This is a genomic window from Agrobacterium vaccinii, from assembly GCF_021310995.1.
Lineage (GTDB): Bacteria > Pseudomonadota > Alphaproteobacteria > Rhizobiales > Rhizobiaceae > Agrobacterium > Agrobacterium vaccinii.
In genome coordinates, this window is sequence record NZ_CP054150.1 from 785,842 (window position 1) to 811,868 (window position 26,027).

Here is a 26,027-nt window from a genome sequence, read left to right on the forward strand (position 1 = left end):
CGGTTGGATGTGGGATTGGTTGCAGCAAAGACTAACGGGTGGGGCGAAGATGTCCCTGGTATGAAACGATGAGACCGATGCCACGGAGCGAAATATTGACATGAAAGCAGAAATTGCCGTTTTGCTCCATCTCGAAGCTCTCTTCCTTTCCTAGTAGCCATACGGGAAAGGGAATGCCAAACAGAGACCACCTTCTGGGAACAAGATAGAGTTTGTCGTCTTCTACTACGCAGGCCAGCGCGACAACTGTGGCGCCAAACCGCTCCAAGACCAGATATTTGTTTCTGCCGCTGCCGACTGATTGTCGTGATGAGAAAGTCGTTTGCCCGAATGTTCTGGTCCATAATTCACAATTGTGCCCAGGCGTTATGACGACCTGCACCGGAACACCGTCCGAACCTTGTGGGAATTTCATGAATTTGCAGATAAGCCGCGCAAAGGCAGAGCGCCCGCGTTTGACCGTGGCGCTTCCTTGCCAGCTGCGTGCCTGCTGGGAGTCATGCAAAGCTTTTACTGTTTCAGGTAAGGTTTCAAAACGAGGCCCCAATACCTGTTTGTAAACGGGATCGGTTTGGGTCTCGGCACCGCGAAATCCGGCGAATATGGAGCGAGTGGAAAATATCTGCTCGTAGTCCGCGAGTTCCAGTGCCCGGGTGGCCGGTCGTGCGCCAGTGGCTGGTCTGATGCCCGACAGAAGCTTGCGAATGATAATCTCTATCGCCATGGAAGGAATGTAAGGGCCGTCATCTCCTTCCGCCAATAAGTGCCAGCTTTGTTCTGTCTTCTGTTCATTCCTAGTGCCGATCGCATGAACGAACATACCGCCGCGATGTTCTCCGAACTTCATGACGTTGAGAGCCGTGTAAAAGAGCCTGGAGAGCGGAACGAGCGAAGGCAGTGGAAATCTTGAACGTACTTTTGCGAGCACGTTGAGCACGCGATGCAAAATCTCTGGCACAGGTCCGGCCCCCATCCATATATTTTGTAAAGACGGGTGCTCGGGTGGGATAACCTGAAGGTCCGGCACATCCACCAACGAAAAATGGATGTTTTTAAGCGGTAGTTTTCCGGGGGCGGCAATGGTGTAACGCATACTTTCCGTAAGTCCTGGCGCATGAGCCTGCTTGCCGTTTCGCCAAAGCTTGACGGGTTCTCCCGCATATCCCACCACCGCCCGCATGACATTCAGGCCAATTCCGGCAAAGGGGGAGGGCGCAATTCCGCCGCGCACGGAGATAATGTCCATTGTTTTCGCCATTTCCCGCAGAACTGCTGCGGTCAATACTGGAAAACTGCTGACGCCTGACAGAACGAATATTCCGGCAGCGTTTGCTGCGGCATCATATTGCGACACACCTAACACGAAGTCTGACGAATCGGAAAAATCGACATAATTGACGCCATGCGTAATGCAAGCCTCGATCACGCCGTAGGGTTTCGGTCCATAATTTTGAAAGGGCCCGGACGCATCGACCAACAGTTCGGGTTGTTCCGTTTGAAGAAGACTGTCGATCTGGTCTCGGTCTGATTTCAGAGGGCGGACTTTTGACTTGCCGCGATAGGTCGCACAAAAATCAACGGCTTTCGAAAGATTGCGTCCACCTATGAGGATTTCCAGATTGTCAATGTCGCCAAGCAGCTGAGCCAACCTGCCGCCAAAAACGCCGTATCCACCAAGAATGAGTATTTTCAACGTAACAGTCTCTTTTGAACTTCAGAATGTGGCAATTCGCACAAATCGGCGCTTCCGAAAAAGCGGAGACGGTTGACTGCAAAAAAACGATAGAGGCGATCTTGTAAGGAAGTAGGGAGAATATCAAGCAAAGACAGTAGCTTCCATTTCCCACCTAATCGATGTCCGGCGCGAATGAAAGCGTTGAGCGAGCAGAAGGCGCGCCCATCCTCGACATATAACCAAGATGCTGGGTCGTCAGGATTCATGCCATAGTGAGCGATCAAAGCGTTCCCTAACGCCGATTGCAGCGGTACAATCTTGAATTCTTGTTTCAAGTCGTTCTGCGCAATCCAGGTAGCGCCCTTTGCGCAGAGACCGCACTGAGCGTCCATGACGGTGAACACAGCGGTGTCGGGAAAGGTTGGAACGGATTTGTCTTCCTTGTAAGAAAACGGCTCGCGGCTTTCGATCATCCCAAGGTGCATCCGTATTGCGTCAGAAGCAACTTAGAGATGTCGAGCCCTACGGGCAACCGGAAGATTGTCTTGTCTGACGGTACGGTAAAACGGTGTGAAGCAGTATCCAACCTGGCGAGGGCGTAATAGCTGAAAGTCAAATACAGAAGCGACTAACTGCAGCATGTGCCTCTACCGCTTCACGCCCACATCCCCACCAACATCCGCCACCTTCTGCACCGTCAACGAAGGCGCAGATGCCTCCTTCAATTGTTTGCCGATCGAGCGGATAACGCGTGTTGCCTCTGCGGAGAGAGAGCGGGGGCGGGTGAGGGCTGGTAGGGCGTTGGCGTCTGCTGCGGCCACTTCTGCGCCAGCCACTGGTTTGGGGCGAGAGCCTGATGGCAGCGGGTTCTGGATGCCGGGGATGGGGCGCAGTTCCATGCCTTGGTGGGCATAGTCCATGAGGCGTTTGAACGTCATGGCGGGCAGGGCGCCGCCGGTCATGTTGTTCATGGAGGTGAAGTCGTCGTTACCGAACCACACGGCGGTCGTGTAGTTGCCGGTGAAGCCCACATACCAGGCATCGCGGTAGGATTGCGAGGTGCCGGTCTTGCCGCCGGAGACGATGCCGTTATCCAACGCGCCGCGCCGGGCGGTGCCTTCCACGGGAATGGTCACCAGCATGCGGTTCATCTTAGAATTGGCTTCTTCCGACAGCACCCGGTGTGCGGGCGGTTCGTCGCGGTCGAAATCGTAGAGAACCTTGCCTTCATAATCCAGCACCTGCTCGATGCCGTGGCGGCGCGATTGCATGCCGTTGGCCGGGAACACGGCATAGCCGGTCGCCTGATCCAGCACCGTCAGTTCAGAGGTGCCGAGTGGGATGGTCTTGTCGGTGCGCAGCGGTGTGGCCACGCCCATGGCCTTTGCGGTATCGGCAATGATCTGCGTGCCCAGCACATCCTTGGCAAGGCGCACCGGCACGGTGTTGTAGGATTTGGCCAGCGCCACCTGCAAGGTGACCTTGCCGGCATAGGAGCGGCCATAGTTCTGCGGCGACCAGCCGCGCCATGTGACGGGCGCGTCCGAAATCAGCGTTTCCGGCTTGTAGCCTTTTTCCATGGCTGCGGAGTAGGTGTAGACCTTGAAGGACGATCCCGGCTGGCGTAACGCTGCCGTTGCGCGGTTGAACTGGCTTTCGCCATAGTCGCGACCGCCGACCATGGCGCGGATTCCGCCGCCATTTTCGATCATCACCATCGCGCCCTGCTTGACCTTGTAGCCTTCGCCGAACTCGCGGAGGCTGCCTTCCATGGCCTGTTCGGCGGCCTGTTGCAGGCCGCTGTCGATGGTGGTGCGCACCACGACGGTGTGGTCCCTGAGCTTGCCGTCCTTGGCCAGTTTCTGCACCTCGTCAAAGGCCCAGTCGAGGAAGTAATCCGGTGCTTTCACGTCTTCACGGTCGATGACGGTGGCCGGGTTGCGGCGTGCGCCGACGACCTGACCCTCAGTCATCAATCCACCCTGAACGAGGTTGGAAAGAACCGTGTTGGCGCGCGCGCGCGCCGCAGGAAGGTTGACGTGCGGCGCGTATTTCGCCGGTGCCTTGAACAGGCCCGCCAGAATGGCGGATTCCGCCAGCGTCACATCCGTCAGGTTCTTGCCGAAATAGAATTGCGCCGCCGCCGCCGCACCAAAGGTGCCGCCGCCCATATAGGCGCGGTCGAGATAAAGGCTGAGGATTTCCTTCTTGGACATGTTGGCTTCCAGCCACAACGCCAGAAAGGCCTCCTTGATCTTGCGTTCCAGCGAGCGTTCATTGGTCAAAAACAGGTTCTTGGCCAATTGCTGCGTCAGCGTCGAGCCACCCTGCACGACCCCGCCTGCACGGGCGTTTTCGCTCATGGCGCGGGCAAGGCCGATGAAATCGATGCCGAAATGCTCGAAGAAGCGCCGGTCTTCGGTCGCCAGAACCGCCTTGATGAAATGATCCGGCATCTGGTCGATCGGCACGGAATCTTCGTGGATGATGCCGCGATGGCCGATGGTATTGCCGTAACGATCGAGGAATGTGACAGCAAAATCACCGCGATAACGCCAGTCCTTTTTGGTCTCCTCGAAGGCGGGCAGGGCCAGAGCGAGCATCAGCACGGTGCCAGCGGTGCCGACCGTCAGCGCATCGTCGGCAATGTTGATGAGGAATTTCTTCCACCCGCGCACGTGCAGTTTGCGGGATGCAATGGTAACGTCTTCCCAGAAATCCAAAACGCGGGATGCAGCCGTCCACAGGCCGGAATCGATGAAGGAATCGATCCGTAGCAGGATATGGCGTTTACGACGCGCTTGTTTCTTGTCTTTATCTTCCTGCACGTAAAACGAATTCCTGTTCGATATGGCGAGCGGATGCTTGACGCAACAACCTTGCGCGGGTCATTTCCCTCACCACCACTCTGCCAGATTTTAGAGTTATCTTAAAATCCTGAAGATTGCGATATGACAAAACGGGCTATGCCATGTTGCCGCCCGGCGCCCCAAAATGAAACGGAAATGTTAACGATGAGTGACGCGCCATTCTGGAAAACCAAATCGCTGGCGCAAATGAGTAACAGCGAGTGGGAAAGCCTGTGTGATGGCTGCGGCCTGTGCTGTCTCAACAAGCTTGAGGATTGGGACACAGGCGACGTGGTGTTCACCTCCGTTGCCTGCCAGTTGCTGGATGGGGATAGCTGTCAGTGCTCGGATTACCCCAACCGGTTCGCTACGGTGCCGGATTGCATTCAGCTGAACCTCAAGCTGGTCAACGAAATCGGATGGCTGCCACCCACCTGCGCCTATGCGCTGGTGCGCGATGGCGAGGACCTCTACTGGTGGCATCATCTGGTTTCGGGCGACCCTGAGACGGTGCATGTGGCCGGCATTTCCGCCCGTGGTCGTACAGTAAACGAGCTGAAGGTGGAGGTGGATGATTTCGAGAACTATGTGGTGGACTGGCCGTTGACGGTGGGAGAGCAGCCGGAGGCGCAGCAGCGGTGAGATCATCTTGCATCCACTCCACCCTCATTCCTGTGCTTGTCACAGGAATCCAGCCAGCCCAAGTCCTTGGGCTGAAAAGACTCGTCCCGCCGCGCAGACGCGCGACGACTGGATTCCTGTCACAGGGACAGGAATGAGGGGGATATGGGCTCGTCCTATTCCTGCCCCATCTGCATCCTAATATCTTCCGATACCTTTAGACACGCCCGTTACCGGCGATGACGACCGGATATTCAAGGAAAATGCATGCTGCCCCGCTGCGCCGTTCTTAAAGCTCTGTGCCTGACCGCTTTCGGTTTGTCACCCGTTTGGGCCTATGCCGCCACCCAGCCTTATGAATGCACCTTCGTAACATCGGTGGAAACCGGCGCGGTCATTACCCAGCAGGGCACCTGCGACAAGCGTGTTTCCCCCGGTGCCACGTTCAAGGTCCCGCTGGCGCTGATCGGCTATGATTCCGGCATTCTGCTGGATGAATTCAATCCCGTCTGGGACTGGCAGAAGGGCATGGAGGCAGCGCCGCAGGAGCGCAAGAAGGTCGATCCGTCCACCTGGCAGAAAGAGTCGATCCGCTGGTACTCCCGCGAAATCACGAGCCGCCTTGGGCCGGAGAAATTCGCCAGTTACGTCAAACGTCTGGGCTTCGGCAATGCCGATGTGGCGGGAGAGGCAGGCAAGGATAACGGCCTGACGGACGCCTGGGTCGGCACGTCTCTTGCCATTTCCCCAGTCGAACAGATCGGCTTCATGCGCCGCCTGCTGGCCAACAATCTGCCATTTTCCCGCGATGCCCAGAACAAGACCAAGGCCATCATCCCAGTATTCGATGGCGCCGAAGCCTGGAGCGCCCACGGCACGACCGGCACCGGCAACCTCAAGGGCGACGACGGCCAACCAGACCCCAACCGCCCCTTCGGCTGGTTCGTCGGCTGGGCCGAACGCGAAGGCCAGCACATCGTTTTCGTCCGCTTCCGTGTGGCCGATAAGCCATCGGACAAGCCGATGGGAGAGGTAGTGCGTGAGGAGTTCTTGCGGGATATTCCTCGGTTTTCGGTGCACCGGTGAGGGCAGGGTCACTTCCCGGCTTCTGATGGTTTGACGTAAACGCCGGAAAAGCTGACGCCTTGTCCGCCACATCTGTCATTGTCTTCCACGACCATGAAGTGGGTTAGGGAACGAAGACGGACACGACAACCGTCATCAGGTTCAGGCGTGCCCATGGCTGGCTCCGTGCCATCATAATGGTTATCTTGATACCCGGCCAACATGCCTTCCGGCTGAAGAAACGCCGGTCCCATAATCGACCCGGTGTGATAGGAGGGCGGCCCGTTGCCAGCGTCCCCCTCAATCATCACGAAGCTGCTGTTCTCTCCACCCGATATCGTGATGGTGGAATTTCCGGTCTTCCATGAACCCTGCATTTCCTGTGTATCGAACTTGGCGAAGACGTTGGTTTCGAAATCGAGGCAACGTGCTGGCAGAAGGCCCATTTTGCTGTTTCCCTTGGCGGAAATATACAAAACGCAAGACAGCTCGGCCGTTCCCGAGGACACGATCACCCTGTCTCCGGGGATCAGGTAGGCATCCTCTTCGCATTTGGTCCCGTCACTTGCGCATTGTTTGTCGGTCGCGGGATTTTTGACGAAATGGAGCTTACCCGTTCCATTGTCCAGCACCGTTGCGGTGTAGAGGTTCTTGGCCTGGACGACATCGTACTGACTGGAGCAGGGCAGGGACTGATCGCCGAACTGGATCCAGTTGGCATAGGCCTGATTCATCATTGCCACTGTCAGAAGAAAAACCATAAGTGAAAATCGCATCGGCGTTTCCAATCTCGCGTTTTAAAAATGGCGTGCATCAATATCGTGTAACCCTTTTAGACGGCATGCCGAGAAATACAATCACATCCCTTGACCTTCCCATCATGGGAAGCATTACATGGAGTCTCGAAAGGGGAAATCCCATGAACGAGACCATCAAGACTTTAACCGCGCCAGAGCCGATTTCCGTGTCCGTGGAAGGCATGACCTGTGCGTCCTGCGTGCGGCGTGTGGAGGTGGCGGCGGGGAAGGTGCCGGGGGTGGCGGCGAGTTCGGTGAATTTTGCGACGAAGAAGCTAACGGTGGAACCGGGGGCGGGGTTTTCTGCAAAGACACTGGCTGCGGCGGTGAAGAAAATTGGTTACGAGGTTGCGCCTCAAACGATGACGCTTTCGGCGCATGGCTTGAAGGGTGCGGATGATGCGGCGCGGTTGAAGACTGTGCTGGAAGCTGCGCCGACCACTATAAATGTGGAGGTGGATGCGCAGAGCGGGACTGTGACCATCGAGAGCTTGGGCGGTGCGCGTCAGCGCGATGTGTTGGTGGAAACGGCTCGGCTGGCCGGGTTTGCGTTGAACGTTCCGGGTGCCGCTGGCCGCGATCATGCAGGGCATGAGCACAGCCACCATGCCAGCGACGAGGCGACGCTGAAGCGGGATGTCATTCTGGCGGCCATCCTCACCGCGCCGCTCTTCGTGCTGGAAATGGGTGGGCATCTTTATGAGCCGATGCACCATTGGTTGATGGGCGTCATCGAGACGCAGACGCTGTATTACATCTATTTCGCACTGGCGACGGTGGTGATTTTCGGGCCGGGATGGCGCTTTCTAAAGTCCGGTTTTCCAGCGCTTGTGCATGGTGCGCCGGAGATGAATTCGCTGGTGGCGCTGGGGGTGAGCGCGGCCTATCTCTATTCGCTTGTGACGACCTTTGCCCCAGGCCTGCTGCCGGAGAACGCCCGGCACGTTTATTATGAGGCCGCGACCGTCATCGTCACGCTGATCCTGATCGGACGGTTGCTGGAGGCCCGCGCCAGCGGCAACACTGGCGATGCTATTCGTAAACTAGCGAACCTTCAGGCCAAGACGGCACGGGTGGAGCGGGGCGGGCAAACGCTCGATATCGCGCCGGAAGAGGTGGTGGTGGGTGACATCATCATCATTCGCCCCGGCGAGCGCCTGGCCGTGGATGGAGACGTGGTCGAGGGCGCGTCCTATATCGATGAATCGATGATTTCGGGCGAGCCGGTGCCGGTGGAAAAGACGGTGGGCGCGCATGTCACTGGCGGCACCATCAACAGGAATGGCACGCTGAAATTTCGCGTCACCAAGGTCGGGGCGGATACGATGCTGGCGCAGATCATCCGGTTGGTCGAGCATGCGCAAGGCGCGAAATTGCCGATCCAGCTTCTGGTCGACAAGGTCACTGCGCTGTTCGTGCCTGTCGTCATCGCCATCTCGGTATTGACTTTCATCGTCTGGGCGCTGTTCGGGCCACAGCCTGCCTATACCTACGCAATGATCAATGCCGTGGCCGTTCTCATCATCGCCTGCCCCTGTGCCATGGGGCTCGCCACACCGACATCCATCATGGTCGGCACGGGAAGGGCCGTGGAACTGGGCGTGCTGTTTCGCAAGGGCGCCGCCTTGCAGGCACTGAGTTCCGCCGGGATTGTTGTGGTGGACAAGACGGGGACGGTGACGAAGGGTCAACCGGAGTTGACTGATCTGGTGTTGGCAGAAGGGTTTGAGCGCCGTGAGGTATTGAGGCTGGTGGCGGCAGTGGAAAGCCGGTCGGAGCATCCGATTGCCGAGGCGATTGTGCGGGCGGCGCGTGGGCAAGAACCCCTCCCCAACCCCTCCCCACAAGGGGGAGGGACTAACCCAGCCGCACCGTTAGGAAATAGAATGGTGGGTCTGCCGCACGGTCTCTCCCCCCTTGTGGGGGCAGAGGAGCGGTCTGCGCAGCAGAGTAATCGATCCAGTGAATCGATTGCAGCGACGAAGCCCGGCAGGGCAGAGGGGGTCTTCACTCCTACAATAACCGACTTCCAGAACATTCCCGGTTACGGCATCTCCGCCACCGTTGATGGCCGCAAAGTCGACGTCGGCGCAGACCGCTTCATGTCCAAACTCGGCCTTTCCATCGCGCCTTTCGCTGACACCGCACAAAAGCTGGGCGATGAAGGCAAGACGCCACTTTACACAGCCATTGATGGTCAACTGGCAGCGATCATCGCGGTGGCGGACCCGCTGAAACCATCTAGCGTCCATGCCATAAAAGCCTTGAAATACATGGGCATAGAGCTGGCGATGGTGACGGGGGATAATGCCCGCACGGCAAAGGCCATCGCCCGTCAGGTGGGCATCGAGAAGGTGGTGGCCGAGGTGCTGCCGGAGGGCAAGGTGCAGGCGATCCATGATCTGCGGCGGGGCGGCACGACGCTGGTCTTCGTGGGCGATGGTATCAATGACGCACCAGCGCTGGCTGAAGCCGATATCGGTATCGCCATCGGTACCGGCACGGATGTCGCCATTGAAAGTGCCGATGTGGTGCTGGTGGGTGGTGATCTGATGGGTGTGGTCCATGCCATCGAGATGAGCTGCGCCACCATGCGCAACATCCGCCAGAACCTGTTCTGGGCGTTCGGCTACAACGTCGCGCTCATTCCCGTGGCGGCAGGCGCGCTTTATCCCGGCTTCGGCATCATGCTGTCGCCGATGATCGGCGCGGGTGCCATGGCGTTGTCCTCGGTCTTCGTGCTGGGCAACGCCTTGAGATTGAAAACAGCGGGGGTATCGCCATGAACATCGGTCAGGCATCGCAGGTCTCAGGCGTTTCAGCCAAAATGATCCGCTATTACGAGCAAATCGGCCTAATCACGCCCGCCGCCCGTACCGGCAACAATTACCGAACCTATGGCGAGCAGGACGTGCACAATCTGCGCTTCATCAAGCGCTCCCGCACGCTGGGCTTTTCGCTTGAAGAAACGGAAACGCTGCTGAAACTCTGGCAGGACAAGACCCGCGAAAGCTCAGCCGTGAAGGACATAGCGCTCGCCCACATCAATGATCTCGAGCGCAAGATTGCCGAGATGAAAGCCATGGTCAAAACGCTCTCCCATCTCGCCCACTGCTGCGGCGGCGACCACCGGCCCGATTGCCCCATTCTGGACGATCTGGCAGGCATCGACGCTGCCGCTTCGCAGACATAATTCGCAACGAAACAAAGGATACCACCATGGAAACCAATACCTTCACCGTTCCCGACATGACCTGCGGCCACTGCGAGAAGACCATCCGCGGCGCGCTGGCAGAGGCGCTTCCCGGCGCGAATATCGGCATCGATCTGCCCACACATCGTGTGACGGTGACTGGTGATGCTGCGATGGCTGAGGAGGCGATACGAGAGGTGGGGTATAGCCCGGAACGGGTGGGATGATGTTGCAAAAGAGGTGGTATGTGCTACATATGTAGCACATATGATCCCACTTAAGGCTTCGTTTGTCTTGAAACTATTCGTGACGACGCAGAGCGGAAATCTGGAGCAGGAGCAATGACGGTAACGACAAAAATCAGACGGCAGGGCGGTGCTGCGGTCATGACCATACCGCCCGCTTTGCTGAAGCTCATGGGAACCGAAATCGGTTCGGAAATGACACTCGAAATCGACAACGGAAATCTTGTCGCGAGCCCGGTGACAACGCAAAAAAAGCGCTACTCGCTTGCAGAATTGCTGGAGGGCGCTGATGAAATGGCTGAGCTGAACGTGGAAGCTTCGGCCTGGGACGCAGCGCCGCGTGTGGGCAAAGAAGCGCTGTAATGGTGCGCAGCAATGTTCCAAAGCGCGGCGACGTGTTTCTCATCGATCTCAACCCGGTGGTCGGCAATGAGATGAAGGACGAACATCGCTGTGTCGTCATTACGCCAAAAGAGATAAATGCCGTTGGGCTGTGCTTGGTCGTACCGATAACGACTGGAGGTATGTTTACCCGTAAAGCGGGCTTGGCGGTCAATATTTCCGGGCAGAGAACGACCGGCGTTGCGCTGTGTAATCAAGTACGAAGCCTCGATATTGCTGGGCGTATCGCGCTAAAGAAAGCAAAATTTCTCGAAACGTTGGATGATGCTACGATGCAGGAGATCGTGGCGAGGGTCGTCAGTGTGATCGACCCAGCATAGAGGTCGCAATGGATGAGAGAGGCGTTACAACGAACGCGGCAATTCCCGACGATGAGATCGAGCTCAGAGAACTGCTTCTGGCCCGAATGCGTGGGAAGTTTGTGTCTGATGAAGACGCCAGATCGCGAACCGAGGCAATGATCAAGGCGAAGAAAGTCTTTTATGGCCTGGCGAAATCAGCGCCCCTCAAGGATTGAGAAGCGCTTGTGATTTCAAACCTCGTCGAACTTTCCGCCTTCCATGGATGGATTGCGGTCCAAGACCTTTTCCTCATCGTCATCAGGCAGAGCGTCGTCGCTTTCCTGATAGGGATCGTCATCCGTTTCGGCCTCTTCGTCCCGCAGTTCATGCTCGATCTGCTGGGACAGTTCTCCGTCTTCGGGCAGATCGTCTACCTCGAGATCTACGATGTCTTGGTCGAGGGCGTCTTCGTTTTCTGTCAGTGGCTTGCGCGGGTCCATGGGGGCCTCCCTGAGGGTTTTTGTTCTTGTCATCAGTTAAACTGAATGGGGGGCGCAGAGTTCCGGCTGCGCATCAAAACAAAGTCTTGACCTCAACCGTGGTTGAGGACCTATTTTCCCTGCCGACCTTTGAATGAGCATGGAGACGGCAGTGGTGGATGTGATGGAAGAGAGCAGTTGGGCAGCATTGTTGCGGGGTCGCAATCTGGCGCTGCTGATGGCGATTTCGGCGGGCATCGGGCTTCATGCCTTCAACCAGTTCGCCATTGTCGCGGCTTTGCCGGTGGCGGTGGCGGATATTGGTGGGGCGCTGATCTATAGCTGGGCCTACAGCATCTACTTCGTCGGGTCTGTCGCAGGTGGTGTGACGGCCATTCTTCTGCGCGAACGGGTTGGCGCACGGGCGGCGCTGGTGGTGTCGGCGCTGTTCTTTTCTTTGGGTATGGTGATCTGCGCGGGTGCCATCAACTTTCCCATTCTGATCGTGGGGCGCGGTTTGCAGGGCATTGCCGATGGTTTGATCGTGGCCGTGTGTTACAGTCTGATCCCCGCAGGCTTCAGGTCCGATCTGCTGCCGAAGGTCTTTGCGGTTGAGGCTGGCGTGTGGGCGGCTGCATCCGTCGCGGGGCCGCTTCTGGGCGGGCTTGCCACCGAACATGTGTCGTGGCGGGCGACGTATCTGTTGCCGGTGCCGCTCATTCTGTTGCTGGTCGTCTATACGTGGGTGTCGGTTTCGCCGGAAAAGCTCGCCGTGTCGCAGCGCAAGGCGACATGGCCGCTGCTGCTGTGCCTGACGGGTGCGCTGGCCCTGTCGGCCCCCGCCGCCTTCGAAGGTCTGGAGATGCGCATTGCCAGCCTGGTGCTGGGCTCGGCATTGCTGTTCACGTCACTGAAAATGGGGGTGCGGCCCGACGCCGGACTGTTTCCCAAGGATGCGTTTCGGCCCGGCACGGTGGTGGGAAATGGTTTCTGGATGCTGTTTCTGATGTCCTATGCGCAGGCGCTGACCAGCGTCTATCTGGCGCTGATCGCCATCGGGCGGTGGGGCTACGAGCCGACATTTGCGGGGTTCATCGTGGTGGCCATGCCATTGGCTTGGAGCACGGTGGCGGTGATTGTCGGCAGCTTGCGGTCGCAGCGGCTGCGCGATGCGTGTGTGCATTACGGCCCGTGGCAGATGGCGCCGGGTTGCGCGCTGTTGGGGTATGGTCTGTTGACGGGAAGCTGGCTTGAAATGCTGGCGGGACAGGCCCTGATCGGCTCGACATTCGGCATGTGCTGGGCTGGCATCAACCAGAACGCGATGGAAGCCGCGCCGGAGCACGAGCGCAAGATGACCGGAGCGCTACTGCCGACCGTCGCCACCTTGGGCGCGGCTGCCGGGGCAGGGGCGAGCGGGACGATTGCTGCCGCCACAGCTCTCGTTCCCGCTCTTGAGCGCGGCGATTTATCGCCATCGCTATCTTCGATTTATGGAGTGGCAGCTGCGGTTTCGGTTGCCGCTATCTGGATCGGCCGGCGCGTCACGAAGGGTGCCGCGCCGTCGCCCTCATGACTGGGTGGTCGCGAACACGATCATTGCCAGATAAATGACGAAAGCCATGATGCCGACGCCAGCGATGATGAGGATGATGCCGCGACCGGCGCGTTTCTTCTCGCCCTTGTTCTCGTTGGCTTCGGAAGGAAATAGAATAGGATCGGTTTCCTGAATCTTGGTCACGCGGCTCTCCTCTGGATATTTTCGTTACCCAGAGAACGGTGTGGGCCCAGGAATGTTCCTACGCACTTACTGTTTTAGCGCCCAAATCGTGGCATGGGCCACCGCGCCTTCGATGCTTTTCAGGTGCGCGGCCCGCACCGGCTTGAAGCTGTCGATGCGCTTGGTGCCGACATAGCGGCCATGGTCCGCGAACACTTCGATGGAGCCGTAATCCAGGAAAATCCGTAGGCGGAAGGGGCGCGCGCCTTCAGCGATATAGCGCGGCGAGGGACCTTTGCGACCATCTTCATGGCGAATCCACAGGCCTGTTTCATCGCAGACAACGCCGAGTTTGACGCCGGGATGGTCCAGCTCAAGTTCGAAAGGCAGGCCGGGCGTGGTCAATTCGAACAGCAATTCAACGGCGCCTGTCGGAAACTCCACGCGCTCTCCTGCCGCCAGCCGTGTGCGGTCCAGAATACGGTGGCGCAGGCTTTCCGCCGCACCGATGGGCGGTGTCAGCAGCGCGCCGTGGGAGAAGTGCAGGCGGCGCGGCAGGGTCATGGCAGTGGGGAAGTCTATTTCCGGCGTCGCATCCGCCCAGTTGGCCAGCCAGCCGATGCCGACGATGGTATCGCCATCCAAAAAGGCCTGGAACGCATAATTATCCGTGCCGAAATCCAGCTCCTGGCCGAATTCCTTGACGAACGTCTTGCCATCGAACCAGCCGACATCTGCCATGGTCAGGTTCTTGCGGCCCGTGGCGGCATCTTCGGAATGCATGAGGCCATAGGTCAGCACCCAACGGGTAGAGCGGGCATTGGCAGGGCCATCCAGCGGCAGAAGGCACGGGCATTCTATCGCCGTGGTCTTGTAGCGCGTTTCCACCCACAGCTTGCCGACATAGGTCCAGCCGGATGCGGCTGTCGGGTCCTGTGTTTCATAGAGCAGAATGACGCCGCCGCCATCGCTCTGGCTACCCAGCAGCATTTTCCACAGGCCATCCGGGCCGCGTACCACATAGGGGTCACGGAAATCCGGGGTCAACCCCTGCCCATCCGGGCGGTGGCCGAGAATGACATCTGCCTGGCCGGCCATGATGAGATCCGACGAGGTGGCAGTGAGCTGGATCTGTTGTTCCGGCACGCGGTCCTGCACCTGCTCGGTGAAGAACACGCGAATGCCGGTGCCTTCCACCAGCGGAATGGTGGAGCCGGAATAGGCCCCGCCGCGCTTGTCAGGCCTTGTCGTCAGGTCTTCGGAGGGGAACAGAAAGATCGGCAGATGCCGCCAGCGCAGGTAATCCGAAGAAACCGCGTGGCCCCAATGCATGGTGTTCCAGCGCAGGCCGTGGGAATAATGCTGATAAAACAGATGCGGGCGCCCCTCGAAACGGCCAAAGCCGTTGGGGTCGTTCATCCAGCCAAAAGGCGGGCGGAAGTGGTAGCTATCGGGCAGATCGGGCGCTGCATTATCCGGCTTGGTGTGGACGACAGTAATGCCGGTTTCCAGAACATCGGAGGCGATGAACCAGTACATGACGGAGACCGCAGTGGTCACCGTATCATAGCTCAGCTCAACCCGCCCGCCGCCAAACACTTGATAAATACGGAAATTATACTCATCGACATTGGTGGTGGAGACTTCGCCGAACTTGCCATTATGATTGGAAAAGGACACCGAACCCGGCTCATCCGCCTTCTTCGCCTTCAGCCAGACGTGGAACGTGGCATTGACCGGAAGATCGGTTTGTATGGTGCGAACAGCGCTCTCGATCTCTACGGGCAAAGCTGTATCGTTCATTCCACTATCCTTTCATCAATATGCGGTGACAGGATAGCAACGAAAGTGGCAGGTTAAAGTTCAAGTCCACTGTAGCCAGTCCGTAAGGACTGATATGCATAAGGCGATAACAAGCAGCCAAAGAGACGTTTTCACAGATATCTTCGGAAATAGCGGCGCTAGCAGAATATGAAACAAGGCGCTCACGGTCGCGAAAATCAAAAACAGACCGATAAGAAAGAGCTGTCCAGACAATGCTGGTTCGGCATCGGAATGCAATATTGGGGCCGCTATTAAAAAGCCGACTGCAGCCAAGGCCATAAACCCTGCAAAAATCATTGATTCACGACGATTCATCGGTCACCATATTCCGAATATTGCTCGCTTTGGTTTAACATAATCTGCGGAAATACGCAGTGCTGTGTAGGATGAGGCTGGGTGGCGCGGCAGAGGAGGTAGATGTTTGAAACGCGTGATTTCTAGGCGCTAACCCACGCATTTGCGCTCCGTCCTTTCATGAACACCGTCTTCGGGCTGTTTTTCGCGGTCGTCATTGCGACGCACATCTTCATTTATTGATCTTACTTCGAATTTAATTTGGATATTGACCTTTGGTTGTATTTGTTGATTCCTTGGACATGTTCTTCAATTTTGTTTGTGCGGCGTTTGGTTTTTATAAGGGTGGCTGATGGCCGAATATTCGGACCGTATCATTCGCGTGGCAACCATTTTCACCGCCACTGATTTTGCAGTGACCACATCTTATCTCGAAGCATATGGCATCGTCGTTGTGGCAAAGCCGGTTCACGTCATCAATAATTTCCAGCATTACACAAACGCCGTTGGTGGTGCCGGTGTTTTCGTGCCGGAAAGACAAGCGCAGGCGGCGGTCAATCTCCTGATTGAAGCGGACAGAGGGGAGACGGAAATGAAAGACGGTGAGCCAAAACTCATGATGCCGAAGACTTTGTTCGACAGGGTGATGGAGCTGTTTCTCTACATCTATATCGGCGGAGGAGAGCCCGCGCCGCCCTATGCGAGCCGCCTCGTTCACGGGCAATGGCAGGCTCTGGGCAAAGAGGAAATTTAGCCGTGGACACCAAGGAGCGAGTTCTGGACATACGCTATGTTTGTATGCGGTCTGACTTCATTGCGGTCACCCGAGCATTGATCCGCAGACCCTTCTGGCACACTGCGTTGACAGTCGTCTTGTCACTAATCATTGCTGGAAATCTTTTCGTCATGGCATGGTTTTGGCCGGTCAAGGAGGGGGTGCCGACATGGTATGCCGAACTCTATTTCCGTTACTGGCCCATCTGGTGTCTGCCGCTTTTATTGACCGTTTTCAGCGGTCATCTGGCCGGTCTGATGGCGGCGATGGTATTCAAAACAAGGGCGGCGGCCAATCAGGACATCGTCGTTACGCTGTCAAAGGATGGCGTCAGGGCTCGTTCTGCGGATATCAACAGTGACATTTCTTGGAGTGGTATCGTCAAGGCGGTACAAACCAGGACGCATCTCTTTCTGGCCTTGTCCAAACGCGAGGCGTTGATCCTGCCGCGCCGGGGTTTTGCGTCCGATGCCGATTATGCCGAGGGGGTACGCCTGCTTCGCGCGCATCTCAAACCCTCCGCCCCGTTCGTCAGGCACGAAGGGTTGCGCATTATCGACGTGAAGACGGGCGATGTGAAATGAAGTCTCAGCGTCTGCTGCTGGAATATTGGGCTAAACCCGCCCATATAGATGGAAACAGGGAGAGTACCCGTGATCCATTTTGACAATTCCTATGCGCGCTTGCCAGAGCATTTTACCGCCGCTGCGTTGCCCACGCCGGTGGCGGCACCGATGTTGATTGCGTTCAACCGCCCGCTGGCTGACGAGCTGGGACTGGAGCTTGAAGGCGTCGATGAGGCGCGTTTGGCGGCGGTCTTTTCGGGCAATGTCGTGCCGCAGGGGGCGGAGCCGTTGGCCATGGCCTATGCGGGGCATCAGTTCGGCAATTTCGTGCCGCAGCTGGGGGATGGCCGGGCTATTCTGCTGGGCGAAGTTGTTGATATCAGTGGCAAACGGCGCGATATTCAGCTGAAGGGTGCCGGGCCGACGAAGTTTTCGAGGCGTGGTGACGGGCGGGCTGCGCTGGGGCCAGTTCTGCGGGAATATATCGTATCCGAGGCCATGCATGCGCTGGGCATCCCGGCCACACGGGCGCTGGCGGCAGTAGCGACGGGTGAGCGTGTGCAGCGCGAAACCGGCCTGCCGGGTGGCGTCGTGACGCGTGTGGCGGCGAGCCACATCAGGGTCGGGACGTTCCAGTTTTTCGCGGCGCGTGAGGACAACGAAGCGATAAAGGCGCTGGCTGATTATGTGATCGACCGGCACTACCCGGATGTCAAACAGGCGGAAAAGCCTTATTTTGCTTTGCTGCAAGCGATTGCGGAGCGGCAGCGGGTGCTGGTGTGTCGCTGGCTGATGGTGGGGTTCATCCATGGTGTGATGAATACCGACAATGTGGCTATATCCGGCGAGACGATCGATTTCGGGCCTTGCGCTTTTGTGGATGAATATAATCCTAACAAGGTATTCTCGTCCATCGATGCGCAGGGGCGCTATGCCTATAACAGCCAGCCGGGCATCGCCCAGTGGAACATTGCGCGGCTGGCGGAGTGCCTGTTGCTGTTGCTGGATGAGGATGCCGAAAAGGCCGTTGAACTAGCCAATGGCGTGCTGGCGGAATTTGCCAGTGATTTCCCCAGACGCTGGCTTTCCGGCATGCGCGAGAAGCTGGGATTGTCCACGCAGGACGATGCCGACGAGCAACTGGCGCAGGATTTGCTGGCGCTGATGCAGCGCAATGAGGTGGATTTTACGCTGACGTTCCGCAGGCTTTGCGATGCGGCGGATGGCAGCACGGAGGCGTTTCGCGGCATGTTTACCGATCTGGCAGGTGCGGATGAGTGGCTGGCCCGTTGGCGACAGCGGACATGGCGGGAAAGTGCCACCGAGAGTGACCGGGCGCAGGCGATGCGGGCGGTGAACCCGGCGGTCATTCCGCGCAACCACCGCATCGAGGAAGTGATTGCGGCGGCGGTGGAAGATGGCGATTTTGAGCCGATTCATAAGATGCTGAAAGCGACGGCACGGCCCTATGAGGAGGTGCCGGAGTTTGCGGTTTATATGCAGGCGCCGATGGGGCACGAGCGGGTGTTTCGGACGTTTTGTGGGACATGAGGATCGAGGATTGAGGGCGGTGGTTGGGGCTTACCCCCCTCTGTCCTGCCGGACATCTCCCCCACAAGGAGGGAGATTGGCTGGGCGTACGAACCCCGCTCTATCCGCAGCGTTTGAGGTGGGCGAGACCTCTCCGCGATTCGATCTCCCCACCTGTGGGGGGAGATGCCTGGCACGGCAGAGGGGGGTAAGCCCCACCCGCTTCCGCCAGTTGAGTTACCCCACCTTCGCTAAACCCTCACGCGGCGCATAATACTGCCCGAACCGATTGGCCAGGAAATCCGCCAAGCCGATATCCTCCTGTTTCACAAAGCCTTTTTGCGGTAGCTTCCCCTGGCTGAGCAAATCCAGAACTGTCGTGATCCCTGCTGCGGTGGTGATCTGGATGGCGCTCATCATGCGGCCGGAGACGGGGCCGGCGTAGACTTTGTGGGCGTAGGTTTCCTGCATGAAGCGGCCGTTCTTGGTGCCGCAGACAGTGACGAAGACGATGACGACATCCTGCATGGTGGCGGGGAGGGCGTTTTCGAACAGGTCTTTCAGCACATCGCGCCGGTTGCGCAGGTTGAGGTCGTTGAGCAGCGCCTTCATGATGGAAACGTGGCCGGGGTAGCGGATGGTGCGGTAATTCATGGTGCGCACCTTGCCCTCCAGCGTGGAGGCCAGCGTGCCGAGGCCGCCTGAGGTGTTGAAGGCCTCGTATGTCATGCCATCGAGCGAGAATTCCTCGCGTTCTTCCAGCGCGGGAACGGCTGTCAGGCGGCCCTCGACGATGGCTTCGCAGGGCTCGATATACTCGTTGATGAGGCCGTCCGTGCTCCAGGTGAGGTTATAATTCAAGGCGTTGGACGGATATTGCGGAAGCGCGCCGACGCGCATGCGCACGCTGTCCAACTTGTCGAAACGGGAGGCAAGATCGGCAGCGACGATGGAGATGAAGCCGGGCGCAAGGCCGCATTGCGGGATGAGGGCGCTTTCGGACGTTTCGGCCAGTTTCTTGACCTTGCGGGTGGATTCGACGTCTTCGGTAAGGTCGAGATAGTGCGTGCCGACGGCGACGGCGGCTTCGGCAATGCCAGCGGTGAGGTGGAACGGGGCGGCGGAGAGGACCGCGAATTTGTCCTTCAACAGCGCTTGCAGGCCAAGACGATCTGTGATGTCGACGATCTCGGTGTCGACGCGTTCATGGCTGGGAACGTTGGCGAGCTGGTCTGCGGAACGGTCCGCGACGGTGACGCGGTAATCGCCTGTGACGGCGAGCATCCATGCGATGGCTGAACCGATATTGCCCGCGCCGATGATGACGATGTGTTTCATTCTTTCCCCTTCAGATTTTTGTTGAGGTAACAGAATGCCGCTTTTCGCAGACGATTCGTAGCTTCACAATGTGCGAAAGAGCGATTAGAATTGTGCAGATCGCCGGGAGGATTGTGCACAATGCTAAGCGAAAAAGATCGGGCGCTGCTGTCGCTGCTGGCAGACAATGCGCGCATGCCGGTGGCGGAACTGGCGCGGAAGCTTGGCCTTTCCCGCACCACGGTGCAGGCGCGTATCGAGCGGCTGGAGGCGGATGGGGTGATATCTGGTTACGGCATCAAGCTGTCCGACGCTTATTTGTCCGGGCTGGTGCGGGCGCATGTGCTGATTACGATTGCGCCCAAGGCACTCGCGGGTGTGACCGCTGCACTTGCCGCGATCAAAGAAGTCACGACGCTGCATTCGGTCAGCGGCAGCTTCGACCTGATTGCTATTCTCACCGCGCCTTCGATTGCCGATCTCGACCGATTGATCGATGGCATCGGGGCGCTGGATGGGGTGGAGCGGACGTTGTCTTCGGTGATTTTATCGACGCGGATTTCGCGGTAGGTGGGCTACTCTTCGTAGTCGAAGTCATCGTCGATATCGATAGATGGTGGTTTCTGCTGCCCGTGTCGAACCTTCAAAATGGTGATTTCGTCTGGGCGAATCTCATAATCCACAAGATAGTTACCCATGACGACGCGGCGCACACCGGGTAGGGGAAGCTCTTCGGTTTCGTGACCAAGGCGCGGAAATTGCAGGAGGTTTTGCCTTAGTCTCGCAAGGTCGTCACGGAAGTGAGTGGCCGCCTGCGGGCTGCGTTTTCGCAGATAGGCCGCTTCCGACTTGATGTATTCCCGCGCCAGCGGAGAGACAACAAGCTTCACGCCGCAGCGCCCTTTACGATATCATCGACTTCGGCAATGACGTCATCCAGATCGAAGCTTTCGCCGTTCTCGATTTGCTGTCGGGCTTGGGCGATCTCTATGATTTCCCGGCCTTCTGCAGCGAGATATGTTTTCAAGGCGCGGACGAAAACCCAGCTGCGTGTTTTGTCGCAGGCTGCTGCAATCTGTTCGATTTCCGCCAAGATATCCTGGGGTAGGCGCATCGTGATGGGTTGCGATAGATTTCTTTGATCCGACATCGATTTTTCCTCGATTTGTAATACAAAGATAGCCGAGAATGTACTTTTCGTCAAAGGCATTTTCTCACCGCGCAGACGCGTGGTGGCTGGACCCCGGCTCAAGGCCGGGGTGACGGAGGAGAGGGCTCACACCGGGTCCGTGCTGCCCCGTTTCGCCTTGAAAAACATCTTCAGCCGCTGGATTTCGGCGGGTGTCCAGCCCTGTGGTTGGGTCACTTCCAGCCAGGCGTCGATATAGTGTTCGGGGGCGTAGACGTGGCCGTAGCCCATGGGGGCGGTGGTGGCGGCGGCGACGTCCAGGAGCAGTTGTAGTTCGGTGACGACTGGGAACCAGCGGAAGGAGGTGGACACGTCGCGGCCGCGGGGTTGTTTCATCCATTCCGGGCGGCGGTAGAGGGCGGCGGCCTCAAAAAAGGTGATGGGGTCGCTGGCATATTGCAGATAGACGATGCGCATCGGCCCCCAGGGCTTATCCGGCATGTGGGCGTTGGTGTACTGGTCCGCAAAGCGGATGACCGAGGAATCGCGGAATTTGGGCAGCCAATAGGGTGAGCCGGAGGCGCGGCCTGATGTGGCCATGCGCCATGTGGGGCTGGAGAAAGGTGGGCCGCTCCACAGTGCGCCCTGGAAGGGGTCTGCCAGCACATCGTAGAGATCGGACGATTTCTGGCTGTTCAGCGCGCCGAGGCTGAGGCCGTGGAGGTAGAGCTTGGGGCGGGTGTCCTTGGGCAGCGTCGTCCAGTAGCCGTAGATGGCTTCGAACAGGGCACGGGCGGTTTCCACGCCGTAATCCGGTTCGGTCAAAAGCGCGATCCAGCTGGAGAGGTAGGAATATTGCACGGCGACGGTGGCGACATCGCCATTGTGCAAATATTCAAGCGTATCAATAGCTTCCGGATCGATCCAGCCGGTGCCGGTTGGGGCGACGACGACAAGGGTATCGCGCTCGAAACCGCCGGTGCGTTTGAGTTCTTCGAGCGCCAGTTTGGCGCGGTCCGCCGGTGTTGCGCCGGCATTCAGACCGGCGTAAACGCGGATGGGTTCTATGGCGGGGCGGTTGGTGAAGGCGGAAATTTCGGCGCTGTGCGGCCCGGTGGCCACGAATTCGCGGCCGCGGCGTCCCAGCGATTCCCATGACATGAGCGAGGCTTCGCTGCCGGTTTTCATGGGGTCGGAGGGGCGCGGCACATCCGGTTCGATGAGGCTATCCACCTGTTTCAGCGATGAGTCCATGAACCGCAGGCCGACATCGACCACCAGCCCGTTGAGCAGGAGCACAGCGATGACGGCGGCGGCGGCAATGCCGACGACATTGGCCAGCGGGCGCGGCAAAAACCGGCGGCTGCGCAGGGCGAACAGCCGCCGCACGATCTGAAACAGACGCCCGAAACCGATGAGCAGGGCAGAGACGCCAACGGCGATGGCACCGGTTTTGATGCGGTGGGCGCTGTCCAGCGGGTCGAGTTCCATCAAGACGCGGATGGAGTTTTGCCACGTTGCCGCCTGCCACAGAAACCCGACCGCCGCGACGATGGCCGCCAGCGACACGACAAAGAGAATGCCGCGCTTATCATGCCGGGAGGGCTGCGGGAGGCCGAGATAGATGGCGATATCCTTCAGGAAAACGCCGATGAGATAACCTATGGCAAAGGAAAACCCGCACAACACGCCCTGCATAACGAAGGTGCGGGGAAGCAACGACGGCGTGAGCGAGACGCAGAGCAACACCGTGCCGACGACGATGCCCGTGCTCGACAACGGCATGACCAAACGACTGATCCATCTCAAGATTTTGCTTCCTTCCCCGTATCCACCGCCTGAGTGTAATATGCCGGGGGAGGGGTTGGAAGAATAAATTTTGGATGTGATAGGAAAATAATCCTTGACGGCGTTACGGTCGTTTGGTAGTGTTTGGGTATAGTCGGAAAAGTGTGGGTGGTGGGGGTGTTGCCGCAGGAGTGGACGCTTTCTCTATTCCATCGTCGGCGTTGCGGGTGGGGCTTACCCCCCTCTGTCCTGCCGGACATCTCCCCCACAAGGAGGGAGATTGGCAAGACGCACGCACTCCGCTCTATCCGAAGTCTTCAAGATGGGCGAGAGCTAGCCACGAGTCGATCTCCCCACCTGTGGGGGAGATGCCTGGCAAGGCAGAGGGGGGCGAGCTTGCGCCAGCTTTTGATGTTTTTACCGCAGGCAAACCATGACATCCACAATCAACGACGACCTCTCGCTTTACCGCGAGTGGCCGCAAAGCCTTGTCTACGCGCCGACCATAACACTCGAAACCAAATCTCTGCCGCCTGACACCGCAACCATTCACGAGCCGGATGGGTTGTGGGGCCTGCTGAATGAGATGACCGCTGAAATGCGCGAGCAGTTCCGGTTCTTTCGTCAGTTGCGCGAAGGAGCGGGCGCTGCGCTGGAGGGCGTGGCGGATGAGGCGGCGGGGAAGGTGGCGCGGGCGGATGTGAAGGCGGCAAACGATGCCGTTTCGCTGATCGTGCGGACGCTGGAAAAGATAGACACGCTGCAACGGCAACTGGCCCGGGATCGCGAGGCGGCGGCTGAAGACGCGGCGGGAGCGCAAGATTATGAAGAGGCCGTCGCATTCTTCCAAAGGCGCATCGACGAACTCGTCCGGCAAAAGATGCGGGCAAGGCTTGTCGCTGCCGGTGTTTCGCCGGACGAAGACACGGTTCAAGCCTGAAAATGAGGCGGGCCGGGCGGCGGTGCCTGTCATCGGCTCCACCGTTCCTGACATTCGCAGGCAGGAGATTGCGCAAGGCATGGCAGCGCCGCTGGCAGAGAAATATCAACGGCAGCACATTGCCCGTTTCAACCGCGACTGGCGCTTCGTGGGCAACCACCCGCAGCAACAGCCGGATGGCGACTGGCGCAACTGGCTGCTGATCGGCGGGCGTGGTTCCGGCAAGACGCGGGCCGGGGCCGAATGGGTGCATCTGGTTGCCTCCATGGGCGATCGCTCCGATCTGCGCATAGCGCTGGTGGCGGAAACGCTGGGCGATGCGCGTGAGGTGATGATCGACGGCGTCTCCGGCATCTGCCGGGTGGCGCGGTTCAGGCGACCGGATTTCGAGGCATCGCGCCGCAGGCTGGTCTGGCCGAACGGGGCGATGGCGCAAATCTTCTCTTCCGAAGACCCGGAAAGCCTGCGCGGACCGCAGTTTCATTTTGCCTGGTCTGATGAGCTGGCGAAATGGCGCTATGCCCAGGAAACCTGGGACATGCTGCAATTTGGCCTTCGCCTCGGTGACAATCCGCGTCAGCTGATTACCACCACGCCAAGGCCGATTCCGCTGTTGAAGACGCTGATGGCCGACCCGGCAAGCCGTGTGGTGCGAATGCGCACCCACGACAATGCCGATAATCTTTCGCCCGGCTTCATCGACGCCATGCTGAAACGCTATGGCGGCACGCGGCTGGGGCGGCAGGAACTGGATGGCGAGTTGATTGCACAGCGCGATGATGCGCTGTGGAAGCGCGCCGATCTGGAAGCGATTTTCGATGCAAGGCCGGATGCTTTGGCGCGGATCGTGGTCGCGGTGGACCCGCCAGCGGGAAGCGGCGAGGGCTCGTGCTGCGGTATCGTGGTGGCGGGCATCGGCATCGACGGGCGGTTCTGGGTTCTGGCGGATTGTTCCGCCGAGGGCGCGACACCGGCGGGCTGGGCGCGGGCAGTTGTTGCCGCCTTCCGCCGTTTCGAGGCCGACCGGGTGGTGGCGGAAGTCAACCAGGGCGGCGAGATGGTGAGCGCCATGCTGAAAAGCATCGACGCCAACCTGCCGATTACCATGGTGCGGGCCAGCCGGGGCAAGTTCACCCGCGCCGAACCGGTGGCGGCACTTTATGAGCAGGGTCGGGTGCGGCATGCGGACAGGTTTGAGAAGCTGGAAGACCAGATGGCCGATTTCGGGCCGGATGGGCTGTCTTCGGGCAAGTCGCCAGACAGGCTGGATGCGCTGGTCTGGGCGCTGACGGCGCTGGCGATGGACACGATGGCAGAGCCGCGGGTGCGGGGGATGTGATGGGAAGATGACATCGTCTTCCGTCATGCCGGGCTTGACCCGGTATCCAGTGCGATCAAGTCCTTGATCGGGGAAGAGTCTTTTCGCCGCGTAGACACGCGGCGGCTGGACCTCGCAGCACGTGCGGGGTGACGGAGTTTTGGGTTAGCGCTTCAGCACAAACGCAAAACGCCCGCGAAGGCCAATAAGGCGCATCACGGGCGGTTTCGAATTCCAGCAGGGGGCAGCATGTGCCCCTCCCAATTACTTCTTCGGGGCCTGCGAAGGTTTTGTCTGTGCGCTGACTTCGCGCATCTGACGCCATTCGTTTTCGAGACGGTCGTAGGTCGTCTGAGGGATCGTCGCGGTCATGGCATTCCTCCTTCGGGTTGGCGCTGTTCATTGCGCGGTGTGAAACAGAGTAGGGGGCCAGAGGTTCCGCAATTCAAGGTAAATTTTACCCTTAAAACGGTTCGCATGAAATAAAATCGATTAGGATTTTTCTAAATCGATTTAGGTACGGAAAGTTGCATATTAAAATCTGGGGTTTAGGCCACCATGATTCTGAGAGGTGATAATGCTGTTGGACAGACAACGTTTTTTCACGATGATTCGGGGTGCTCCCTTTCCGGGCCGATTGAGTGCCACACAGGTTACCGGCACGGAATTGGTGCTCGAGGAATTCGAGACAAGAGCGCCGGATGGAGACCTTCGCCACCTGGCCTATATGCTGGCGACCGCGTTTCATGAAACGGCGGCGACCATGCAGCCGGTGCGCGAAACGCTGGCCGCGAGCGATGAGGCGGCGATCCGTATTCTGGACCGGGCCTATGCGGCAGGAAGGTTGGGGCAGGTGCGCACGCCCTATTGGCGGCGCGATGCAGACGGCAAAAGCTGGCTGGGGCGCGGGCTGGTGCAACTGACGCACCGGCGCAATTACGAGGCGATGTCAGCGGTGACGGGCATCGATCTGGTGGAGCGCCCCGAGCGGGCGATGGAGCCGCAGGTATCAGCCGCCATTCTGGTGGAGGGCATGCTGCGCGGCAGTTTTACCGGTAGGCGGCTTTCGCAGTATTTCGATGCCCAGCGTGCCGACTGGGAGGGTGCGAGAGCCATCGTCAACGGTAATGACCGGGCGGCACTGATCGCCGGTTATGGCCGGACGTTTTACGCGGCCTTGACGGCAAGCCTGATTGAACAGCCAGCGGTGGGATGATAG

At 58.7% G+C, this 26,027-nt stretch carries 27 protein-coding genes; 16 read left to right on the forward strand and 11 right to left on the reverse strand.

The features are described from left to right. Positions 1–31 precede the first annotated feature (31 nt). From HRR99_RS03980 to HRR99_RS03990, 3 genes are all read right to left on the reverse strand, one after another. Entirely contained in the window at positions 32–1,693 is a 1,662-nt protein-coding gene (locus HRR99_RS03980) for a saccharopine dehydrogenase family protein (RefSeq protein WP_233122858.1), read from the reverse strand. Continuing rightward, the gene (locus HRR99_RS03985; protein ID WP_233122859.1) at positions 1,690–2,148 is read right to left on the reverse strand and encodes a thiol-disulfide oxidoreductase DCC family protein; all 459 of its coding nucleotides are present in this window, start codon (positions 2,146–2,148) and stop codon (positions 1,690–1,692) included. The genes HRR99_RS03980 and HRR99_RS03985 overlap by 4 nt, the downstream gene beginning before the upstream one ends. 174 nt (positions 2,149–2,322) lie before the next feature. Then, entirely contained in the window at positions 2,323–4,503 is a 2,181-nt protein-coding gene (locus tag HRR99_RS03990; RefSeq protein WP_233122860.1) for a transglycosylase domain-containing protein, read from the reverse strand. Between the two features lie 186 nt (positions 4,504–4,689). Here HRR99_RS03990 and HRR99_RS03995 point away from each other — a divergent pair, with 186 nt between their 5' ends. Both HRR99_RS03995 and HRR99_RS04000 read left to right on the forward strand, forming a co-directional pair. Further along, positions 4,690–5,166 (forward strand): YcgN family cysteine cluster protein, encoded by a 477-nt coding sequence (locus HRR99_RS03995; RefSeq protein WP_233122861.1) that lies wholly within the window; start codon positions 4,690–4,692, stop codon positions 5,164–5,166. Between the two features lie 246 nt (positions 5,167–5,412). Continuing rightward, on the forward strand, positions 5,413–6,231 hold the full coding sequence (locus tag HRR99_RS04000; protein ID WP_233122862.1) for a penicillin-binding transpeptidase domain-containing protein: 819 nt from the start codon (positions 5,413–5,415) through the stop codon (positions 6,229–6,231). An 8-nt stretch (positions 6,232–6,239) separates the two neighbouring features. Here HRR99_RS04000 and HRR99_RS04005 read toward each other — a convergent pair whose 3' ends face one another. Further along, positions 6,240–6,986: a hypothetical protein gene (locus HRR99_RS04005; RefSeq protein ID WP_233122863.1), complete on the reverse strand. Its 747-nt coding sequence runs from the start codon at positions 6,984–6,986 to the stop codon at positions 6,240–6,242. 143 nt (positions 6,987–7,129) lie between these two features. Here HRR99_RS04005 and HRR99_RS04010 point away from each other — a divergent pair, with 143 nt between their 5' ends. The 6 genes from HRR99_RS04010 to HRR99_RS04035 all read left to right on the forward strand — a co-directional run bounded on the left by HRR99_RS04010 (position 7,130) and on the right by HRR99_RS04035 (position 11,364). Beyond that, positions 7,130–9,793, forward strand: a complete 2,664-nt coding sequence (locus HRR99_RS04010) for a heavy metal translocating P-type ATPase (RefSeq protein WP_277877898.1) — start codon at positions 7,130–7,132, stop codon at positions 9,791–9,793. Then, a complete protein-coding gene (cueR, locus tag HRR99_RS04015) occupies positions 9,790–10,200 on the forward strand; it encodes a Cu(I)-responsive transcriptional regulator (protein ID WP_233122864.1) in 411 nt (136 codons plus the stop codon). Before HRR99_RS04010 ends, cueR begins: the two co-directional genes overlap by 4 nt. A gap of 26 nt (positions 10,201–10,226) precedes the next feature. Next, positions 10,227–10,427 carry a heavy-metal-associated domain-containing protein gene (locus HRR99_RS04020; protein WP_233122865.1) on the forward strand — a complete coding sequence of 67 codons (201 nt, stop codon included), beginning with the start codon at positions 10,227–10,229 and terminating at the stop codon, positions 10,425–10,427. 114 nt (positions 10,428–10,541) lie between these two features. After that, positions 10,542–10,808, forward strand: coding sequence for a type II toxin-antitoxin system antitoxin MazE (mazE, locus tag HRR99_RS04025; protein ID WP_045231190.1), 267 nt, complete (start codon positions 10,542–10,544; stop codon positions 10,806–10,808). Further along, the gene (gene mazF / locus HRR99_RS04030; protein ID WP_233122866.1) at positions 10,808–11,167 is read left to right on the forward strand and encodes a type II toxin-antitoxin system toxin MazF; all 360 of its coding nucleotides are present in this window, start codon (positions 10,808–10,810) and stop codon (positions 11,165–11,167) included. The genes mazE and mazF overlap by 1 nt, the downstream gene beginning before the upstream one ends. A gap of 8 nt (positions 11,168–11,175) precedes the next feature. Next, on the forward strand, positions 11,176–11,364 hold the full coding sequence (locus tag HRR99_RS04035) for a hypothetical protein (protein WP_233122867.1): 189 nt from the start codon (positions 11,176–11,178) through the stop codon (positions 11,362–11,364). Between the two features lie 15 nt (positions 11,365–11,379). Here the strand turns inward: HRR99_RS04035 and HRR99_RS04040 are convergent, their stop codons facing one another. Next, positions 11,380–11,628, reverse strand: a complete 249-nt coding sequence (locus HRR99_RS04040; protein WP_233122868.1) for a hypothetical protein — start codon at positions 11,626–11,628, stop codon at positions 11,380–11,382. Between the two features lie 133 nt (positions 11,629–11,761). On the opposite strand from HRR99_RS04040, the gene HRR99_RS04045 reads away from it, so the two are divergent. Next, the gene (locus HRR99_RS04045; RefSeq protein WP_233122869.1) at positions 11,762–13,183 is read left to right on the forward strand and encodes an MFS transporter; all 1,422 of its coding nucleotides are present in this window, start codon (positions 11,762–11,764) and stop codon (positions 13,181–13,183) included. Here the strand turns inward: HRR99_RS04045 and HRR99_RS04050 are convergent. Together HRR99_RS04050 and HRR99_RS04055 are read right to left on the reverse strand one after the other, a co-directional pair. Then, complete coding sequence (locus tag HRR99_RS04050; protein ID WP_164470675.1) at positions 13,178–13,348, reverse strand: hypothetical protein; 171 nt, start codon at positions 13,346–13,348, stop codon at positions 13,178–13,180. The two genes, HRR99_RS04045 and HRR99_RS04050, sit on opposite strands and share 6 nt — an antisense overlap. 66 nt (positions 13,349–13,414) lie before the next feature. Beyond that, positions 13,415–15,130 (reverse strand): GH32 C-terminal domain-containing protein, encoded by a 1,716-nt coding sequence (locus HRR99_RS04055; RefSeq protein ID WP_233122870.1) that lies wholly within the window; start codon positions 15,128–15,130, stop codon positions 13,415–13,417. A gap of 667 nt (positions 15,131–15,797) precedes the next feature. Between HRR99_RS04055 and HRR99_RS04060 the strand changes: the two genes are divergently transcribed. The 3 genes from HRR99_RS04060 to HRR99_RS04070 are packed head-to-tail and all read left to right on the forward strand — an operon-like array spanning position 15,798 to position 18,337. After that, positions 15,798–16,199: a hypothetical protein gene (locus HRR99_RS04060; RefSeq protein ID WP_233122871.1), complete on the forward strand. Its 402-nt coding sequence runs from the start codon at positions 15,798–15,800 to the stop codon at positions 16,197–16,199. 2 nt (positions 16,200–16,201) lie between these two features. Continuing rightward, positions 16,202–16,804: a YcxB family protein gene (locus HRR99_RS04065; protein WP_233122872.1), complete on the forward strand. Its 603-nt coding sequence runs from the start codon at positions 16,202–16,204 to the stop codon at positions 16,802–16,804. A gap of 48 nt (positions 16,805–16,852) precedes the next feature. After that, entirely contained in the window at positions 16,853–18,337 is a 1,485-nt protein-coding gene (locus tag HRR99_RS04070; RefSeq protein ID WP_233122873.1) for a protein adenylyltransferase SelO, read from the forward strand. 216 nt (positions 18,338–18,553) lie between these two features. On the opposite strand, the gene HRR99_RS04075 is transcribed toward HRR99_RS04070, so the two are convergent. Continuing rightward, a complete protein-coding gene (locus HRR99_RS04075) occupies positions 18,554–19,654 on the reverse strand; it encodes a saccharopine dehydrogenase family protein (protein WP_233122874.1) in 1,101 nt (366 codons plus the stop codon). A gap of 120 nt (positions 19,655–19,774) precedes the next feature. Here HRR99_RS04075 and HRR99_RS04080 point away from each other — a divergent pair, with 120 nt between their 5' ends. Next, positions 19,775–20,203 carry an Lrp/AsnC family transcriptional regulator gene (locus tag HRR99_RS04080; RefSeq protein ID WP_173996386.1) on the forward strand — a complete coding sequence of 143 codons (429 nt, stop codon included), beginning with the start codon at positions 19,775–19,777 and terminating at the stop codon, positions 20,201–20,203. A 5-nt stretch (positions 20,204–20,208) separates the two neighbouring features. On the opposite strand, the gene HRR99_RS04085 is transcribed toward HRR99_RS04080, so the two are convergent. The 3 genes from HRR99_RS04085 to HRR99_RS04095 all read right to left on the reverse strand — a co-directional run bounded on the left by HRR99_RS04085 (position 20,209) and on the right by HRR99_RS04095 (position 22,547). Next, positions 20,209–20,523, reverse strand: coding sequence for a type II toxin-antitoxin system RelE/ParE family toxin (locus HRR99_RS04085; RefSeq protein ID WP_233122875.1), 315 nt, complete (start codon positions 20,521–20,523; stop codon positions 20,209–20,211). Then, positions 20,520–20,747, reverse strand: a complete 228-nt coding sequence (locus tag HRR99_RS04090) for a CopG family ribbon-helix-helix protein (RefSeq protein ID WP_112501791.1) — start codon at positions 20,745–20,747, stop codon at positions 20,520–20,522. The genes HRR99_RS04085 and HRR99_RS04090 overlap by 4 nt, the downstream gene beginning before the upstream one ends. Positions 20,748–20,909: 162 nt before the next feature. Next, complete coding sequence (locus HRR99_RS04095; RefSeq protein WP_422387303.1) at positions 20,910–22,547, reverse strand: alpha/beta hydrolase; 1,638 nt, start codon at positions 22,545–22,547, stop codon at positions 20,910–20,912. A 436-nt stretch (positions 22,548–22,983) separates the two neighbouring features. Here HRR99_RS04095 and HRR99_RS04100 point away from each other — a divergent pair, with 436 nt between their 5' ends. The 3 genes from HRR99_RS04100 (at position 22,984) to HRR99_RS04110 (ending at position 26,024) form a co-directional block, all read left to right on the forward strand. After that, on the forward strand, positions 22,984–23,490 hold the full coding sequence (locus tag HRR99_RS04100) for a hypothetical protein (protein ID WP_233122877.1): 507 nt from the start codon (positions 22,984–22,986) through the stop codon (positions 23,488–23,490). A 79-nt stretch (positions 23,491–23,569) separates the two neighbouring features. Next, positions 23,570–24,829 (forward strand): DNA-packaging protein, encoded by a 1,260-nt coding sequence (locus HRR99_RS04105; protein WP_233123410.1) that lies wholly within the window; start codon positions 23,570–23,572, stop codon positions 24,827–24,829. A gap of 556 nt (positions 24,830–25,385) precedes the next feature. Further along, complete coding sequence (locus HRR99_RS04110; protein ID WP_233122878.1) at positions 25,386–26,024, forward strand: hypothetical protein; 639 nt, start codon at positions 25,386–25,388, stop codon at positions 26,022–26,024. Positions 26,025–26,027: the final 3 nt, after the last annotated feature.